Source organism: Bradyrhizobium sp. dw_78, from assembly GCF_018449525.1.
Lineage (GTDB): Bacteria > Pseudomonadota > Alphaproteobacteria > Rhizobiales > Xanthobacteraceae > Bradyrhizobium.
Genome location: NZ_JAAVUS010000001.1, coordinates 794083 through 808826 on the forward strand (window position 1 = coordinate 794083; position 14744 = coordinate 808826).

General features: G+C 62.8%; 14 protein-coding genes and 1 pseudogene. 9 read left to right on the forward strand and 6 right to left on the reverse strand.

Annotation, left to right across the window (positions count from 1 at the left end):
• Positions 1-30: 30 nt before the first annotated feature.
• Positions 31-882, reverse strand: coding sequence for a uroporphyrinogen-III synthase (locus HB630_RS03595; protein ID WP_213770094.1), 852 nt, complete (start codon positions 880-882; stop codon positions 31-33).
• 224 nt (positions 883-1106) lie between these two features.
• On the opposite strand from HB630_RS03595, the gene purU reads away from it, so the two are divergent.
• Positions 1107-1970 carry a formyltetrahydrofolate deformylase gene (purU, locus tag HB630_RS03600; RefSeq protein ID WP_213770096.1) on the forward strand — a complete coding sequence of 288 codons (864 nt, stop codon included), beginning with the start codon at positions 1107-1109 and terminating at the stop codon, positions 1968-1970.
• Positions 1971-2024: 54 nt separating this feature from the next.
• On the opposite strand, the gene HB630_RS03605 is transcribed toward purU, so the two are convergent.
• Positions 2025-2312 (reverse strand): hypothetical protein, encoded by a 288-nt coding sequence (locus HB630_RS03605; RefSeq protein WP_249780623.1) that lies wholly within the window; start codon positions 2310-2312, stop codon positions 2025-2027.
• Between the two features lie 127 nt (positions 2313-2439).
• On the opposite strand from HB630_RS03605, the pseudogene HB630_RS03610 reads away from it, so the two are divergent.
• The 7 genes and pseudogenes from HB630_RS03610 to HB630_RS03640 form a co-directional block, all read left to right on the forward strand.
• Positions 2440-2754 (forward strand): annotated as a pseudogene (locus tag HB630_RS03610) (ABC transporter ATP-binding protein); the annotation flags it as partial.
• A gap of 59 nt (positions 2755-2813) precedes the next feature.
• A complete protein-coding gene (locus HB630_RS03615) occupies positions 2814-3932 on the forward strand; it encodes a cobalamin-independent methionine synthase II family protein (protein WP_213770097.1) in 1119 nt (372 codons plus the stop codon).
• Positions 3933-3996: 64 nt separating this feature from the next.
• On the forward strand, positions 3997-4374 hold the full coding sequence (locus tag HB630_RS03620) for a curlin repeat-containing protein (RefSeq protein WP_213770098.1): 378 nt from the start codon (positions 3997-3999) through the stop codon (positions 4372-4374).
• Positions 4375-4549: 175 nt separating this feature from the next.
• Entirely contained in the window at positions 4550-5905 is a 1356-nt protein-coding gene (locus tag HB630_RS03625) for a hypothetical protein (protein WP_213770726.1), read from the forward strand.
• A gap of 56 nt (positions 5906-5961) precedes the next feature.
• Positions 5962-7158: a methionine adenosyltransferase gene (gene metK, locus HB630_RS03630; protein ID WP_213770099.1), complete on the forward strand. Its 1197-nt coding sequence runs from the start codon at positions 5962-5964 to the stop codon at positions 7156-7158.
• Positions 7159-7282: 124 nt separating this feature from the next.
• The gene (ahcY, locus tag HB630_RS03635) at positions 7283-8713 is read left to right on the forward strand and encodes an adenosylhomocysteinase (protein ID WP_213770100.1); all 1431 of its coding nucleotides are present in this window, start codon (positions 7283-7285) and stop codon (positions 8711-8713) included.
• 294 nt (positions 8714-9007) lie between these two features.
• A complete protein-coding gene (locus tag HB630_RS03640) occupies positions 9008-9337 on the forward strand; it encodes a hypothetical protein (protein ID WP_213770101.1) in 330 nt (109 codons plus the stop codon).
• Between the two features lie 8 nt (positions 9338-9345).
• Here the strand turns inward: HB630_RS03640 and HB630_RS03645 are convergent, their stop codons facing one another.
• The 4 genes from HB630_RS03645 to galE all read right to left on the reverse strand — a co-directional run bounded on the left by HB630_RS03645 (position 9346) and on the right by galE (position 13392).
• Positions 9346-9639 carry a hypothetical protein gene (locus HB630_RS03645; protein WP_213770102.1) on the reverse strand — a complete coding sequence of 98 codons (294 nt, stop codon included), beginning with the start codon at positions 9637-9639 and terminating at the stop codon, positions 9346-9348.
• 59 nt (positions 9640-9698) lie between these two features.
• Positions 9699-10403: a fumarylacetoacetate hydrolase family protein gene (locus tag HB630_RS03650; protein ID WP_213770104.1), complete on the reverse strand. Its 705-nt coding sequence runs from the start codon at positions 10401-10403 to the stop codon at positions 9699-9701.
• Positions 10404-10449: 46 nt separating this feature from the next.
• Entirely contained in the window at positions 10450-12258 is a 1809-nt protein-coding gene (locus HB630_RS03655; protein WP_213770105.1) for an ABC transporter ATP-binding protein, read from the reverse strand.
• A gap of 120 nt (positions 12259-12378) precedes the next feature.
• Entirely contained in the window at positions 12379-13392 is a 1014-nt protein-coding gene (galE, locus tag HB630_RS03660; protein ID WP_213770107.1) for a UDP-glucose 4-epimerase GalE, read from the reverse strand.
• Positions 13393-13522: 130 nt separating this feature from the next.
• Between galE and HB630_RS03665 the strand changes: the two genes are divergently transcribed.
• Positions 13523-14632 carry a glycosyltransferase family 4 protein gene (locus HB630_RS03665; protein WP_346656028.1) on the forward strand — a complete coding sequence of 370 codons (1110 nt, stop codon included), beginning with the start codon at positions 13523-13525 and terminating at the stop codon, positions 14630-14632.
• Positions 14633-14744 lie beyond the last annotated feature (112 nt).

Here is a 14744-nt window from a genome sequence, read left to right on the forward strand (position 1 = left end):
TTCGATGCTTCGTATCGTCCCGGAATGACTTCAACTCTCATTACTCACTGCCGCCCGCGGCGGATTTTTCGCCAGTTCCACTGCCATTGCCGATATCAGCGGCTTCATGAAATAGGCCCCGTCGGCCGGCGAGATGCTGGCGCGCAAGCCCAGCGTTTCAAGCTCGTCGGAGACCACCGGACCGACCGACGCGATCGGCGTGCGCGCCAGTCCCTCGCGCAACCGTGTCGCGCAGCGGCGGGCCTGGGCCACCTCGAACAGGCGGCGAATCTGCCCGGAACTGGTCAATGCGATGGCGTCGATGCGGCCTTCGGCCATCTCGTCGATCGCGGTGATGATGTTGGTTTCGGCCGCCTGCGGGTCGTAGACGTAAGGCAGGACGGCATCGACCTGCGCGCCCTGGGCCGTGATGGCGCCGGTCAGCCGGCTATGGTCCTTGTCCGGATAAAGCTGCAAGCCCAAGCGATGTCCCTTGAGGTCGAAGCGCGACAGCATCTCGGCGATGCCCTCGGAGGTCGGCTTTTCCGTCGTGACCTGCGGTTCCAGGCCGATCTCGCGCAGCGCCCGGCCGGGCTTGGGTCCGCGGGTGAATTTTCGCGACTGGCCGAGCGCGGCAATGAAGGCGTTCTCGACCCCGATCCGCCGCGCGCCCTTCATCAGCCGGCGCAGGCCTTCGCCGGTCATCAGCACCAGATCGTCGCAAGGCTTGTCGATGAACCGCCTGATCCAGGCCTCGACCGGCGCAGGATCGGGCGCGTCGTGGATCGTGAACATCGGGCACTGCACCACCTCGGCGCCCTGCTCGGCGAGCAGGCGGGAGAATTGCGCTTCCTCGCGCGTTTCCAGGATCAGGATGCGGTAGCCAGTGAGCCTGTCAGCCATGATCTTGCTCTGTTGTTTTGAGGCGTTTTCTCCACGCGAACCGGACGCCACCCCGCTATCCAAGTCCAGGGCAGGCTTTCGCTCGTAAACGCTCTCTACCTGATATTATCCGTGGTTTGTTATCTTCGCGCCGTTACCGGGATTGGCGCAAGGGCGCTGGCAGTGGTAGAGCAGGACCGCGAATTTGCGTTTGTTCCCCTCCCCGAATTCCGGTCAAGTGACCCATGCCCGATTCTCAATTTGTCCTGACGCTCTCCTGCCCGGATCGCCCCGGCATCGTTTCCGCGGTGTCGACGTTCCTCGCCCATAACGGGCAGAACATCCTCGATGCGCAGCAGTTCGGCGATGTCGAAACCAACCATTTCTTCATGCGTGTGGTCTTTGCCGCCGCCGATCTCTCGGTTGAGTTGGCGGCGCTGCAAACCGGGTTTGCGGCGATCGCCGAACGTTTCAACATGGCCTGGCAGATGCGCGACCGTGCCACGCGCCGCCGGGTGATGCTGCTGGTCTCGAAATCCGATCACTGCCTCGTTGACATTCTCTATCGCTGGCGCACCGGCGAACTGGAAATGATCCCGACCGCGATCGTCTCCAACCATCCGCGCGAGACCTATGGCGGTCTCGATTTCGGCGATATCCCGTTTCACTTCCTGCCCGTGACGAAAGAGACCAAACGCGAGCAGGAGACGGCGATCTGGGATCTGGTTGAAAAAACCGGGACCGATCTCGTGGTGCTGGCGCGCTACATGCAGATCCTGTCGGATGAGTTCTCGGCAAAGCTGTCCGGCCGCTGCATCAACATCCATCACTCGTTCCTGCCGGGATTCAAGGGCGCGCGGCCGTATCATCAGGCGCATGAACGTGGCGTCAAACTGATCGGCGCCACCGCCCATTACGTCACCCGCGATCTCGACGAAGGCCCGATCATCGATCAGGACGTCGAGCGTATCAGCCACCGTGACACCCCCGACGATCTCGTCCGCAAGGGACGCGATATCGAACGCCGTGTGCTGGCGCGCGCGATGCGCCATCATCTGGAGGACCGCGTGCTCCTCAACGGCCGCAAGACCATCGTGTTCATGGGCTGACGCCCGTTTTTTCGCGAACCGGCATGCCCGGTTTGCGCAAGGAAGAGCGCGCACTCAGTGGGCGGGATTGGACCCGGAGGGCCTCGAAGACGCTTGCGGATTGGTGGTGTCGGCCGGCGGCGCGGGCTCGAGCCGCTGGCGGTCGCGCTCCTTCATCCATTCATCATACTTTGGCGTGCCGGGCCGGGGCGGCGCGTCGGCAGGCAGGCCGCCGAGCCATTGCGGGACGTAATCGCCCATTCCGGCCGAGAGCTTCTCGTTGATGGTCCCGCATCCGCTCAGCACGCAGGCTGAAAGGGTGATGGCGAGCAGGATGGCGACGGGGCGGTTACGGATCGGCATTGAGCTATGGGTTGGCCTGACGGAGTGGGTTGCCTTCTGACGCGTTGGCGCGGTGAGGCACAGCCAGCGTGTGGTCGGACAAGAATGCGGTGAAATTGCAACCTGCTGCTAAACGAAGCAAATGGTATTGTCCGGCATCGAGCAGCGGATGCTGGCGATCGGCCGCGTATTCACGCTTAATCCGAAACTGTTGCTTTTGGAGGAGCCGACCGAGGGGCTGGCGCCGATCATCGTTGATGAATTGTTAAAAGTGCCCGGCATCACCCGCTCCGGTCGCAGCTGTTCGATCATTGTCGAGTAAAATGCACAAAAGATTCTCAGGCTTGCCGATCGCGTTGTGATATTGGAACGCGGCGCGATCGTGCATGATGCCGCGAGCGCTGACCTGAAGGCCGATCCTGCAGCGCTCGAGCGCTATCTGGGTGTAGCGGGAAAGTCCTGACCATGCCGGACGTCTGCCGTCATTGCATGAGAGACGATTGATTTCGGGAGCAAAAACCCATGCAGCGAACCAAACCCCCGTTCCGCGCCGATGAAGTCGGCAGCCTGTTGCGGCCGCCGCGCATCAAGGAAGCGCGCGCCAGGCTGGAGAAGGGCGAGATCACGGCCGCCGATCTGCGCAAGGCCGAGGACATGGAGATCGAGAAGGTCGTGCATCGGCAGGCCTCGACTGGGCTGAAGCTCGCGACCGACGGCGAGTTTCGCCGCTCATGGTGGCATTTCGATTTTCTGAAAGGTCTCACCGGCTGCGAACTGTTCCACCCCGACGAAGGCATCCAGTTCGCGGGCGTGCAGACCCGGCATGAGGCCATCCGCGTGATCGGCAAACTGGATTTCCCGGACAATCACCCGATGCTGGATCATTTCAAGTTCCTGAAGCGGCAGTGCGACATCGCCCATGTCACGGCGAAGATGACGATCCCGTCGCCCGCGGTGCTGCATTTCCGCGGCGGCCGCAAGCTGATCTCGAAGGAGATATATCCCGAGCTCGACGGGTTTTTCGAGGATCTCGCCAAGACCTACCGCAAGGCGGTCAAGGCCTTCTATGACGCCGGCTGCCGCTATCTGCAATTCGACGACACGGTGTGGGCCTATCTCTGCTCGCAGGACGAACTGAAGAAAGCGCGCGAGCGCGGCGACAATCCCGATGGCTTGCAGGAAATCTACGCCCGCATCATCAATTATGCGATCGCGGAACGGCCGGCCGACATGGCGATCACGACGCATGTCTGCCGCGGCAATTTCCGCTCGACCTGGATTTCCTCCGGCGGCTACGAGCCGGTGGCGCAGACCATGCTGGCCGGCACCAATTACGACGGCTATTTCCTCGAATATGATTCCGATCGTGCCGGCGGCTTCGAGCCGCTGCGCTACTTGCCGAAGGGCAACAAGATCGTTGTGGTCGGCCTTGTCACCTCCAAGACCGGCGCGCTCGAGAAAAAAGACGACGTCAAGCGCCGGCTGGAAGAGGCCGCGAAATTCGTGCCGCTCGATCAACTCGCTCTGTCGCCGCAATGCGGTTTCGCCTCGACGGAGGAAGGCAACATCCTCACCGAGGAGGAGCAGTGGGCGAAATTGCGCCTTGTGGTCGAAGTGGCGAGAGAGGTCTGGGGCCGGTAGGCGCCCCAGCCGCGAAATACGCTGGATCCTTTTCGTTACCGGGCGTTAATCGGATGTCCCGACAATGCCGCATCGAAAGGGACAGGCGATGCGCATTGCAACCGGATTCACGATGTTTCTGATGTTGGCGGCCAATCCCGCTTCGGCCAGCGAGGCCTTTATCTCGCAGGTTGCGCATCAAGTCGCCGCGACCGAAACGACGGCGTCGTCCTATGCCAATGCGGTGTCAGCTTCGACCCTGGCGTCTCCGCTACGCGGGCTTCAATCCCTGGCACCGTTTGCGCCGGGGTCTGTCAGCAACGCCTCCTACGTGATGCAGTCCGGTACCAACAACCTCGCGACGGTGGCTCAAAGCGGCAGTGGCGCTGGCAATATGTCTGCCGTGGTTCAACACGGCTCGGGCAACCAGGCGATCGTGACGCAGCGCCAGGGCGTGCGCTGAGCGAGACCCCAGCCTAGATCCAGCCCAAGCCAAACAAGCCAAGCCGGGAGTGGGTGACGGCGAGCGGACCGGGCCGCCTGCCGGCCACGATGCTCATTCCCTTGTTGGGCAAGCGGTGATAGGAAAATTGGGACAGTTGCCGCTGCCCACCCAGACTTCCCAATCCCCGGATCCGATGAAGAACGACCAGATCCTCAGCCAGATCTCGGAATTCTGCCGCCAGATGGATATGGCGGAATCGACCTTCGGCCGCCGTGCCGTCAACGACGGCAAGCTGGTGAATCGTTTGCGCGAGGGCAAGCGCATCACCATCGATACGCTGGACCGTATCCAGGCCTATATCGCGGCCTCGATGCCGGGCGGGGTAGCGCCGCTGCGCGGCCTCGACGTGCCGCCGGAGAAGCGCGACCCCAGGGGCAATTTCCGCTTTTTCGAGAACCGGCAGAAATACCTGCTGTTCGTCCACACCTGCAGCGAGAAGCGGGTGATCGCGGAGCGTGTGGCGCTGGAATTGTCCAGTATCCATCCGCGGCCACCGGCGCTGCGCGTGTTCGACGCCGGCTGCGGCGACGGCACCGTGCTGGCGCGGGTGATGCGCTCGATGCACGGCCGGTTTCCGCATATGCCGTTCTACATTGTCGGCAAGGAGCTCAGCCTGGAGGATGTCCGGCTGACGCTGGACAAGGTGCCGGACCGGCTGTTCGAGCATCCGGCGACCGTCTTTGTGCTCACCAACATGTATTACGCCGAGGCGCCGTGGCTGACGCCGGCCTCGCCCGCGGCCGCCGCGGGGATGATCTGGCATGAGGTGGCGCTGCGCGGGGCTTCATCGGGCGAGTTCGAGGCCCAGATCGCCGAGCTTGGCCCATTTCTTGAGCAGAACTGGCGGGCCAATGTCAGCCCGCGTTCCGGCATGCCGGTCTATGAGCGGCCGGTGGCGATCGTGCTGTACCGGGAGGACCACCGGTTCCTGCTGGATTCGATCATCCCGCGCGCCGGCCGTTCCGAGGCCAATTTCGACCTGATCATCGCGTCCCAGCCCTATCGGGCAAAATCTTCTGTGAATTTTCGCGCCAAGCGGATTATTGCGCCATTGGCGCGGGCGCTCCGGGCCGGGGGCCGTTTGATTGGAATTCACTCCCACGGGCAGGATCCGGGCCTGGAGATGATCCAGACCGTATGGCCGGGAGAAAATCCTTTCTCAGTCAGCCGTCATGAGCTATTGCGCGCAGTGAAATATGAACTGGGGGCGGCCGGCCGCGACCTTAATTTTAACGCTTATGCCGACAACCGTTCGGTCTTTCGCTATGATATGGAGGCGCTGCCCAACGAGGTCACGGGCTCGATCGGGACCTCGACGGCCTTTGCAGCGTGGAATGCGGCAGTGTATGTCGCCCAGATTGAGGATGACCGGTTGACGGAAACGGCCCAAAGCGGCCGTACTCTCGATGCCGCCAGAGAGGTTTTGCGCAAGCATAACGGGCTCTGGTTTTACGATGAATCCTACGTCATCTCGCGCCGTCGAGACTGACATTTCGGGACACAGGAACGGGCCGCCGAACGGAGGCGGATAACAGGGGTTAGTTGATGCGCGAGTCTTATCTCTTCACCAGCGAGTCAGTTTCGGAAGGTCACCCGGACAAGGTTTGCGATCGGATATCGGACGAGATCGTCGACCTGTTCTACCGCGAGGGTCCAAAGGCGGGTATCGACCCGTGGGCGATCCGTGCCGCCTGTGAGACCCTGGCGACGACGAACAAGGTGGTGATCGCGGGCGAAACCCGCGGTCCGTTATCGGTCACCAACGACCGCATCGAAGGCGTGGTCCGCGAGGCGATCAAGAGCATCGGCTACGAGCAGGAAGGTTTCCACTGGCAGAAATGCGACATCGAGATCCTGTTGCATCCGCAGTCAGCCGACATCGCGCAGGGCGTGGACGCCTTGCAGCCCGGCACCAACAAGGAAGAGGGCGCCGGCGACCAGGGCATCATGTTCGGCTATGCCTGTAACGAGACGCCGGACCTGATGCCGGCCCCGATCTTCTACGCCCACAAGATCCTGCGGCTGATCTCGGAAGCCCGCCATGCCGGCCGCGAGACGGTGCTGGGCCCGGACTCCAAGAGCCAGGTTACCGTGCAATATGAGAACGGCAAGCCGGTCGGCGTTCGCGAGATCGTGGTCTCGCACCAGCACCTGATCGAGGACATGAGCTCCAGCCAGGTGCGCGAGCGCGTCGAGCCTTATGTACGCGAGGCGCTGCCGAAGGACTGGATCAACGGCAAGACCATCTGGCACATCAACCCGACCGGCAAATTCTTCATCGGCGGTCCGGATGGCGATTCCGGTCTCACCGGGCGCAAGATCATCGTCGACACCTATGGCGGTGCGGCGCCGCATGGCGGCGGTGCGTTCTCCGGCAAGGATCCGACCAAGGTCGATCGTTCCGCGGCCTATGCCGCGCGCTACGTCGCCAAGAACATCGTGGCCGCGGGGCTGGCGGACCGCTGCACGCTGCAACTCGCCTACGCCATCGGCGTGGCGCGGCCGCTGTCGATCTATATCGACACCCACGGCACCGGCAAGGTGCCGGAGGACAAGCTCGAGCGGGCGGTGTCCGAGGTCATGGACCTCACGCCGCGCGGCATCCGTACCCATCTCGACCTCAACCGGCCGATCTACGCGCGCACCTCGGCCTATGGTCATTTCGGCCGTACGCCGGACAATGAGGGCGGCTTCTCCTGGGAGAAGACCGATCTTGCCGAGTCGCTCAAGCGCGCGATGTGATCTCTCGATGCTGTTCCGGGATGCGCCGTGAGGCGCAGCCCCGGAATCTCGAACATTTTGGATTCCGGGTTCGCTGGTTTGGCTTGCGACCGGAAATGACGTGCTCAGGAACAGGATTTCTTACATGACCGCCACCGCCACGAAGCCCGGCTTCACCGATTACATCGTCAAGGACATCTCGCTCGCCGAGTTCGGCCGCAAGGAAATCTCGCTGGCCGAGACCGAAATGCCCGGCCTGATGGCCACCCGCGAGGAATACGGCCCGAAGCAGCCGCTGAAGGGCGCGCGTATCGCGGGCTCGCTGCACATGACGATCCAGACCGCGGTCCTGATCGAGACCCTGGCGGCGTTGGGAGCCGACATCCGCTGGGTCTCCTGCAACATCTATTCGACCCAGGACCACGCCGCCGCCGCGATCGCCGCAGCCGGCATTCCGGTGTTCGCGGTCAAGGGCGAGACGCTGAAGGATTACTGGGACTACACCGCCAAGCTGTTCGAGTGGCATGGCGGCGGCACGCCCAACATGATCCTCGATGACGGCGGCGACGCCACCATGCTGGTGCATCACGGCCTGCGCGCCGAGCAGGGCGATGTGGCGTTCCTCGACAAGCCGGGATCGGAAGAAGAGGAAGTCTTCTTCGCGCTGATCAAGCGGCTGTTGAAAGAAAAGCCGAAGGGCTGGTTCGCCGAGATCGCTAAAAACATCAAGGGCGTCTCCGAAGAGACCACGACGGGCGTGCATCGTCTCTATGAGATGGAGAAGAAGGGCACGCTGCTGTTCCCGGCGATCAACGTCAACGACAGCGTCACCAAGTCGAAATTCGACAACCTCTATGGCTGCCGTGAATCGCTGGTCGACGGCATCCGCCGCGGCACCGACGTCATGATGTCGGGCAAGGTGGCGATGGTTGCGGGCTTCGGCGACGTCGGCAAGGGGTCGGCCGCTTCGCTGCGCCAGGCCGGCTGCCGCGTGATGGTGTCGGAAATCGATCCGATCTGCGCGTTGCAGGCGGCGATGGAAGGCTATGAAGTCGTTACCATGGAAGAGGCCGCGCCGCGCGCCGACATCTTCGTCACCGCGACCGGCAACAAGGACATCATCACCATCGACCATATGCGGGCGATGAAGGACCGCGCCATCGTCTGCAACATCGGCCATTTCGATAACGAGATCCAGATCGCGGGCCTGCGCAACCTGAAATGGACCAACGTCAAGCCGCAGGTCGACGAGATCGAATTCCCCGACAAGCACCGCATCATCCTGCTGTCGGAAGGCCGTCTGGTGAATCTCGGCAACGCCATGGGTCATCCGAGCTTCGTGATGTCGGCTTCCTTCACCAACCAGACGCTGGCGCAGATCGAACTGTTCGCCAACAATGCGGACAGCAAATACGGCAAGAAGGTCTATGTGCTGCCGAAGTCGCTGGACGAGAAGGTGGCGCGGCTGCATCTCGCCAAGATCGGCGTCAAGCTGACCACGCTGCGGTCCGACCAGGCCGACTATATCGGCGTCAAGCCGGAGGGCCCGTTCAAGGCCGATCACTACCGGTACTGAGTTTCTCTCGATCGTTATTTCCGGATGGTCCCACCCCGGGGGCGGCGTTTGGCGCCGCTCCGGCGGTGTTGCGCGCCTGCGGTCGACATTCTCTTGCCTATCGGCGTTCACGCGGCATCTGCCTCAGCGACGAAAGGCCGGAATATTCTTCCCGGCAGGTTTTTCCTGTCGCGCCCTGTCCGGCAATTTTTGTCGCTGGCGCTGTGCTTCTAATCCCTTGAACAAGAGAGGCTTTTAATTTTTCGATGACTGGCATGCCCGTTGCTTGATCTGAACGGCATTGCGGAGTTTGCCATGTCGATTTCATTTCCGGGAATTTCCCCGACTTCGGGCCTGGCTGCCACGTCTTCTTCTTCCGGCGCCCAGCAGTCATCGAGCCTGACCCCGAAATCCGCTCAGGGCAATTCAATCGTCCAGCAATTCCTGCAATACGCCAACATGACGCCGGCCCAGCGCATGTTCGCCTCCATGCTCGGCAAGCTGGGTCTCACCCAGGACCAGTTCAACGCGATGAGCCCCGCCGACCAGCAGAAGGTCGAGGAAAAAATTCAGCAGATGGTCAAGCAGCAGGTTCAGGACAGTTCTGACAAGCGCTCCGGCCTGATCACCGACGTATCGGTCTGATTCCGAATTCACATGCGTGCTGCGTCGTTTTGCGTATACGCGTTTGGCCGCGAATCGGTGATTTTGAAGACGGTTAACACCGGATTAACCGATGCTGTGTAGGCTATGCGGCTTGAGGCTGCTGTCAGCACGAGGAGCCCATGGACGCCCAGCGAATTGCCGTCGATGCCCTGGTGGCTTTGACCGACTGTGATCGCGATATGGTCACGACCTTCATCCGCCGGCTTTATCTGTCCGGCGTAAAGGATCCCAAACGCCTGACTTTCAAGGGCCTGCAAGCCCTGGCGCGATAGGATCAACATGCAAAAAGGCCCCGAAAATGTCCGGGGCCTTTGCTTTTTGCAGGGATAGACCGCGGCCGTTACGCTGCGGGCTTGCCGATCGAGACTTTCAGGGTGCCGACGCCGTCGACGCCGCATTCGACTTTGTCGCCGGGCGAGAGCGCGGCGACGCCCGCCGGCGTTCCCGTCAGGATGATATCACCGGCGCCGATCTCGACCTGCTGCGACAGCTTCCAGATGATCTCCGGGACGCTCCAGATCAGCTCGGTGAGGTCGCCCTTCTGCCGCTCGGTACCGTTGACCGAAAGCCAGATCTTGCCCTTGGCGGGATGGCCGATTTTCGCGGCCGGCTGTAGCGCCGAGCAGGGCGCGGAATGATCGAAGGACTTGCCGATCTCCCACGGCCGTTCCTTCTTGCGCGCGGCCTGCTGCAGATCTCGGCGGGTGAGGTCGATGCCGACCGCATAGCCGTAGACGTGATCGAGCGCCTTTTCGACGGGAATATTCAGGCCGCCGCTCTTCATCGCCACGATCAGCTCGACCTCGTGGTGCATGTCCTTGGTCAGCGGCGGGTAGGGGATCGTGGCGCCGTCCGGCTCGATCATGTCGGCATGCTTGGCGAAGAAGAAAGGCGGGTCGCGCTCGTCATTTCCCATCTCGCGGATGTGCTCGAGATAGTTGCGCCCGACGCACCAGATGCGCCGGACCGGGAACGATTTGGATTCGCCCGCGACCGGGATCGCGGGTTGCGGAGCGGCGGGAATGACAAAGGATGCAGCGTTCATGAAGGGGTCTCGGAGGTTTTTTACGGACGGAATTCGGGTGCCAGCTTTACGCGGTTGCGCTGACCGGCGCCAGTGTGACGGGGCCGCTCTCGCGATGTTGAAGACGGAAGAACGAGGCATAGCGCCCGCCACGGCGCAGCAGATCGTCGTGCCGCCCGCGCTCGACGATCTCGCCGCCCTCGACCACCAGGATGGCGTCGGCATGCATGATGGTGTGCAGGCGGTGGGCGATGACGATGGTGGTGCGGTTCTGGCAGAGATGCTCGATGGCTTCCTGCACCTGCTGTTCGGATTCGGAATCGAGCGCGGCGGTGGCCTCGTCGAGCAGGATGATCGGCGCATCCTTGATCAGCGCCCGCGCCACGGCAATGCGCTGGCGCTGGCCGCCGGATAGCTGCGCGCCGTGCTCGCCGACCGGTGTGTCATAGCCCTGCGGAAAGCCCGTGATGAATTCGTGGGCACAGGCGGCCTTGGCGGCCGCGATGATCTCGGCCTCGCTGGCGTCGGGTTTGCCAAAGGCGATGTTGTCGCGGATGGTGCCGCGGAACAGGTAGACGTCCTGTCCGACATAGCCGGTCTGCCGGCGCAGCGACTTGCGCGACACCTTCGAGAGGCCCTGTCCGTCGATCAGGACCTCGCCGCTGGTCACGTCGTAGAAGCGCAGCAGCAGCGCCAGCACCGTCGATTTGCCGCCGCCGGAGGGGCCGACCAGCGCGGTGACCTTGCCGGGCTCGGCGACGAAACTCATGTGGTTGAGCACCGGCTCGTTCGCGCGATAGCCGAAGCTGACATCGCGCAATTCGATCCGCGCCTCGGTCAGCTTCAATTCCGGCTTGTCGTCGTCGGCAGGCTCGCTGGCCGGGCCGTCGACGATTTCCAATAGCTTGCGCGCGCCGATCAGATTGCTGTTCAGCTCGATGTTCAGCCGCGCCAGCCGCTTCGCCGGCTCATAGGCCAGCAGGAACGCGGTCAGGAATGAAAAGAACTGGCCGGGCGTCGAGCCCATCGCCACCACGCGATAGCCGCCATACATCAGACCGCCCGCGATCGCGAAGCCGCCCAGCGTTTCCATCAGCGGGCTCGAGCGGTTGGTGACATGCGCCATCTTGTTGGCGTTGCGCTCGACCGCGCTGATGCTGACATCGATGCGTTCGCGCATGGTCTGTTCGAGCGTGAAGGCCTTCACCGTGCGGATGCCCTGCAGGGACTCCTGCATGGTTTCCATGATGTCGGCGGTGCCGGTGAACTGGTTGTGCGCCAGCCCCTTGATCCGCTTCACCAGCTTGCGCAGCACGATCATGGCGGGCGGCGCGACCAGGAAGCCGAGCAGCGACATCAGCGGGTCCTGCGTCACCATGACGACGACAAGCGCGATCAGCGACAACAGATCGCGCCCGACCGCGTTGATCAGCAGGCTCAACACCTGGGTGACCGAGTTCGCGCCCGCGGTCAGCCGTGCCAGAAATTCGGATGAGTGCCGGGTCGAGAAGAAGGCGATACTTTCATTCATCAGCTTGGCGAACAGCCGCCGCTGGTTGTTGGCCAGGATCGCGTTGCTGATCTGCGATAGGATCACGGTATGGCCGTAGGTCGCCGCGCCCTTGATGATGAAGATCACGACCGTCACCGCCGACAGGATGGCGATGCCCGGAATGTTCTTGTCGACATAGGCCTTGTTGATGACCTGACCGAGCAGATAGGCGGAACCTGCGGTGGTCGCGGCCGAGACGCCCATCAGCACGAACGCAAGCAGATAGCGCCGCCAATAGACGGCTCCCTGTTCCATGACCAGCCGGCGGATCAGGATCGCCGCGCCATAGGGGTCGTCGGAGATTTTCTTCGGAAGTTCGGTCATTCGTGTTCCATTGACGGCGCGGGCCGGATATCGGCCGGCGCGTCAGGGTCTTAGCGAATGACTCCTTGCCTGCTATGTCGGCGTTTTTCAAGCCGAATCAGGGCTTGCGCTCGCCCCGTTTTAAGCGGACGCGGCGTGCTGGAGGCCGCTGTTCCGTTCGTGGAGCAGCTTCTCTTCCCACGCCAGCGCGTGCCTGGCGATGGTTTCGAGATTGTCGTATTGCGGCGTCCAATCCAGCATCGCGCGGATGCGGCTGGTGTCGGCGACCATCGACATGATATCGCCCGGCCGGCGCGGCGCATATTGAACGGCGAAATTGCGCCCGGAGACGCGCCGCACCGCCTCGATGGTCTCGAGCACCGAATAACCCCGGCCATCTCCGCAGTTCAATGTCACCGAACTGCCGCCGTTGCGTAAAAACGCCAGCGCCGCGCGATGGGCCTGCGCGAGGTCGCTGACATGGATGAAGTCGCGGATGCAGCTTCCGTCCGGCGTCGGGTAGTCGGTGCCGTAGACATCGATCTTGGCCCGCTGCCCGGTGGCGGCTTCGACGGCGATTTTAAGCAGATGTGTGGCGCCGGTGGTCGCAAGACCGATGCGCGCCAGCGGATCGGCGCCCGCGACGTTGAAATAGCGCAGCACGACATAGTTCATGCCATGCGCGGAGGCGACGTCGTGCAGCATGATCTCGGTCATCAGCTTCGAGGAGCCGTAGGGCGACAATGGCCGCGTCGGCGCGTTCTCGGGAACGGGCACGCGATCCGGATTGCCGTACACGGCTGCCGTCGATGAAAAGATGAAACGGTTGATCCCGCACTTCACCGCGACGTTGAGCAGGCTGCGTGTCGTCATGGTGTTGTTGCGGTAATAAGCGAGCGGGTCGCGCATCGAATCCGGCACCACCACGGAGCCGGCAAAATGAACGATGCTCTCCACGCCATGCGCCGCGATCACGCCCTCGACGAGATTTTCGTCCGCGGCATCCCCGATGAACAGCGGCACGCCTTCCGGCAGGAAAGCGGAAAAGCCGGTGGAAAGATTGTCGATCACGACGGCGCTTTCGCCGGCATCCGCCAGCGCACGAACCATGTGACTTCCGATATAGCCGGCGCCGCCGGTAACGAGCACGGTCATAAGCCTACCTGTTTGTTATTTGTTGAGGCAATGCTAGCCGTGGCCGGGTGAAGAGCGGGTTTCAGCAACGCCGAACTGGCGACCATCCTTAATGTTGCGTATAGGGATTGCGTAAAATGCGGAGTTGTATGTGCCGATCGAAAATGGCTTTGCTGACGGTCTTCAACTGATCGTGCCCAATCTGCACCGGCGTTATTCCGGCGTCACCGCGACCAACCGCATGGTCGCGCCGAAACTCGCGAAACTGTTGCACGCCGCTTGGTTCGGTTCGGACGCGCCCGACGGCATCGCGCGCATGGGCGCTGCGGATCTCTTGAAGCTGTGGCGGCGGCGAACGCCGCTGATCTGGCACGCGCGCCGCAACAACGAGATGATCATCGGCGTCGTGCTGCGGTCGCTGGGCTGGCCGCTGAAATTGGTGTTCACATCCGCAGCGCAGCGTCACCACAGCTGGATCACGCGCTGGCTGATCCGGCGGATGGATGCGATCATCGCGACCAGCGACATCTCGGCGTCGTTTCTCAAGCGCGAGGCGATCGTAATTCCGCATGGCGTCGACACCGACCGCTACGCGCCGCCGGCCGATCGCGCCGCGGCATTCGCGGAAGCCGGATTGCCGGGCCGCTACGCCATCGGCTGTTTCGGCCGAGTGCGGGCGCAAAAGGGCACCGACCTATTTGTCGAGGCGATGTGCAAATTGCTGCCGCGCTATCCCGACTTCACCGCGGTCATCGTCGGCGCCATCGCCGTCGAGCAGACCGCCTTCGCCAATGATCTCAAAAAGCGGATCGAGGCGGCGAATCTGCAATCGCGCATCGTCATCACCGGCGAGGTGCCGATCGCGGAGGTGCAGCGCTGGTATCAGCGGCTCACGATCTACGCCTTCACCTCGCGCAATGAGGGTTTCGGATTGACGCTGATCGAGGCGATGTCGGTGGGCGCCGCGCTGGTGGCCGCGCGCGCGGGCGCGGCGGCGCTCGTGGTGGAGGATGGCGTGACCGGCGTGCTGGTCCCGCCGGGCGATGCCGGCGCGCTCGCCGCAGCACTCGAGCCGCTGATGCGCGAGCCTTCGTCGGCGTCCGCGATGGGGATGCGCGGACGAACACGCGTGGTTGAGAAGTTCAGCCTGGATGTGGAAGCGAACCGGATCGCGGATGTCTATCGCGCGCTGCTACCGCCCTTCCTCGCGGAAGGGGAAAACCCTCATGGTGAGGAGCGCGAAGCACGTTTCGAACCATGAGGCCCGGTAGCCCATCCTTCGTGACGCATGCTGACGCAGGCTCCTCAGGATGAGGGAGAGCAGGTGGCGGCGTCTCTAGACGATGCTTCGCACCGCCTGAACTCCAGCCGGG

Coding starts and splice junctions, on each gene's coding strand:
- metK (WP_213770099.1), top strand. CDS start 5,962: ATGCGCGAGTCTTATCTCTTCACCAGCGAGTCAGTTTCGGAAGGTCAC.
- HB630_RS03595 (WP_213770094.1), bottom strand. CDS start 882: ATGGCTGACAGGCTCACTGGCTACCGCATCCTGATCCTGGAAACGCGC.
- HB630_RS03655 (WP_213770105.1), bottom strand. CDS start 12,258: ATGACCGAACTTCCGAAGAAAATCTCCGACGACCCCTATGGCGCGGCG.
- galE (WP_213770107.1), bottom strand. CDS start 13,392: ATGACCGTGCTCGTTACCGGCGGCGCCGGCTATATCGGAAGTCACATG.
- HB630_RS03640 (WP_213770101.1), top strand. CDS start 9,008: ATGTCGATTTCATTTCCGGGAATTTCCCCGACTTCGGGCCTGGCTGCC.
- purU (WP_213770096.1), top strand. CDS start 1,107: ATGCCCGATTCTCAATTTGTCCTGACGCTCTCCTGCCCGGATCGCCCC.
- ahcY (WP_213770100.1), top strand. CDS start 7,283: ATGACCGCCACCGCCACGAAGCCCGGCTTCACCGATTACATCGTCAAG.
- HB630_RS03645 (WP_213770102.1), bottom strand. CDS start 9,639: ATGTTGATCCTATCGCGCCAGGGCTTGCAGGCCCTTGAAAGTCAGGCG.
- HB630_RS03615 (WP_213770097.1), top strand. CDS start 2,814: ATGCAGCGAACCAAACCCCCGTTCCGCGCCGATGAAGTCGGCAGCCTG.
- HB630_RS03605 (WP_249780623.1), bottom strand. CDS start 2,312: ATGCCGATCCGTAACCGCCCCGTCGCCATCCTGCTCGCCATCACCCTT.
- HB630_RS03625 (WP_213770726.1), top strand. CDS start 4,550: ATGAAGAACGACCAGATCCTCAGCCAGATCTCGGAATTCTGCCGCCAG.
- HB630_RS03650 (WP_213770104.1), bottom strand. CDS start 10,403: ATGAACGCTGCATCCTTTGTCATTCCCGCCGCTCCGCAACCCGCGATC.
- HB630_RS03620 (WP_213770098.1), top strand. CDS start 3,997: ATGCCGCATCGAAAGGGACAGGCGATGCGCATTGCAACCGGATTCACG.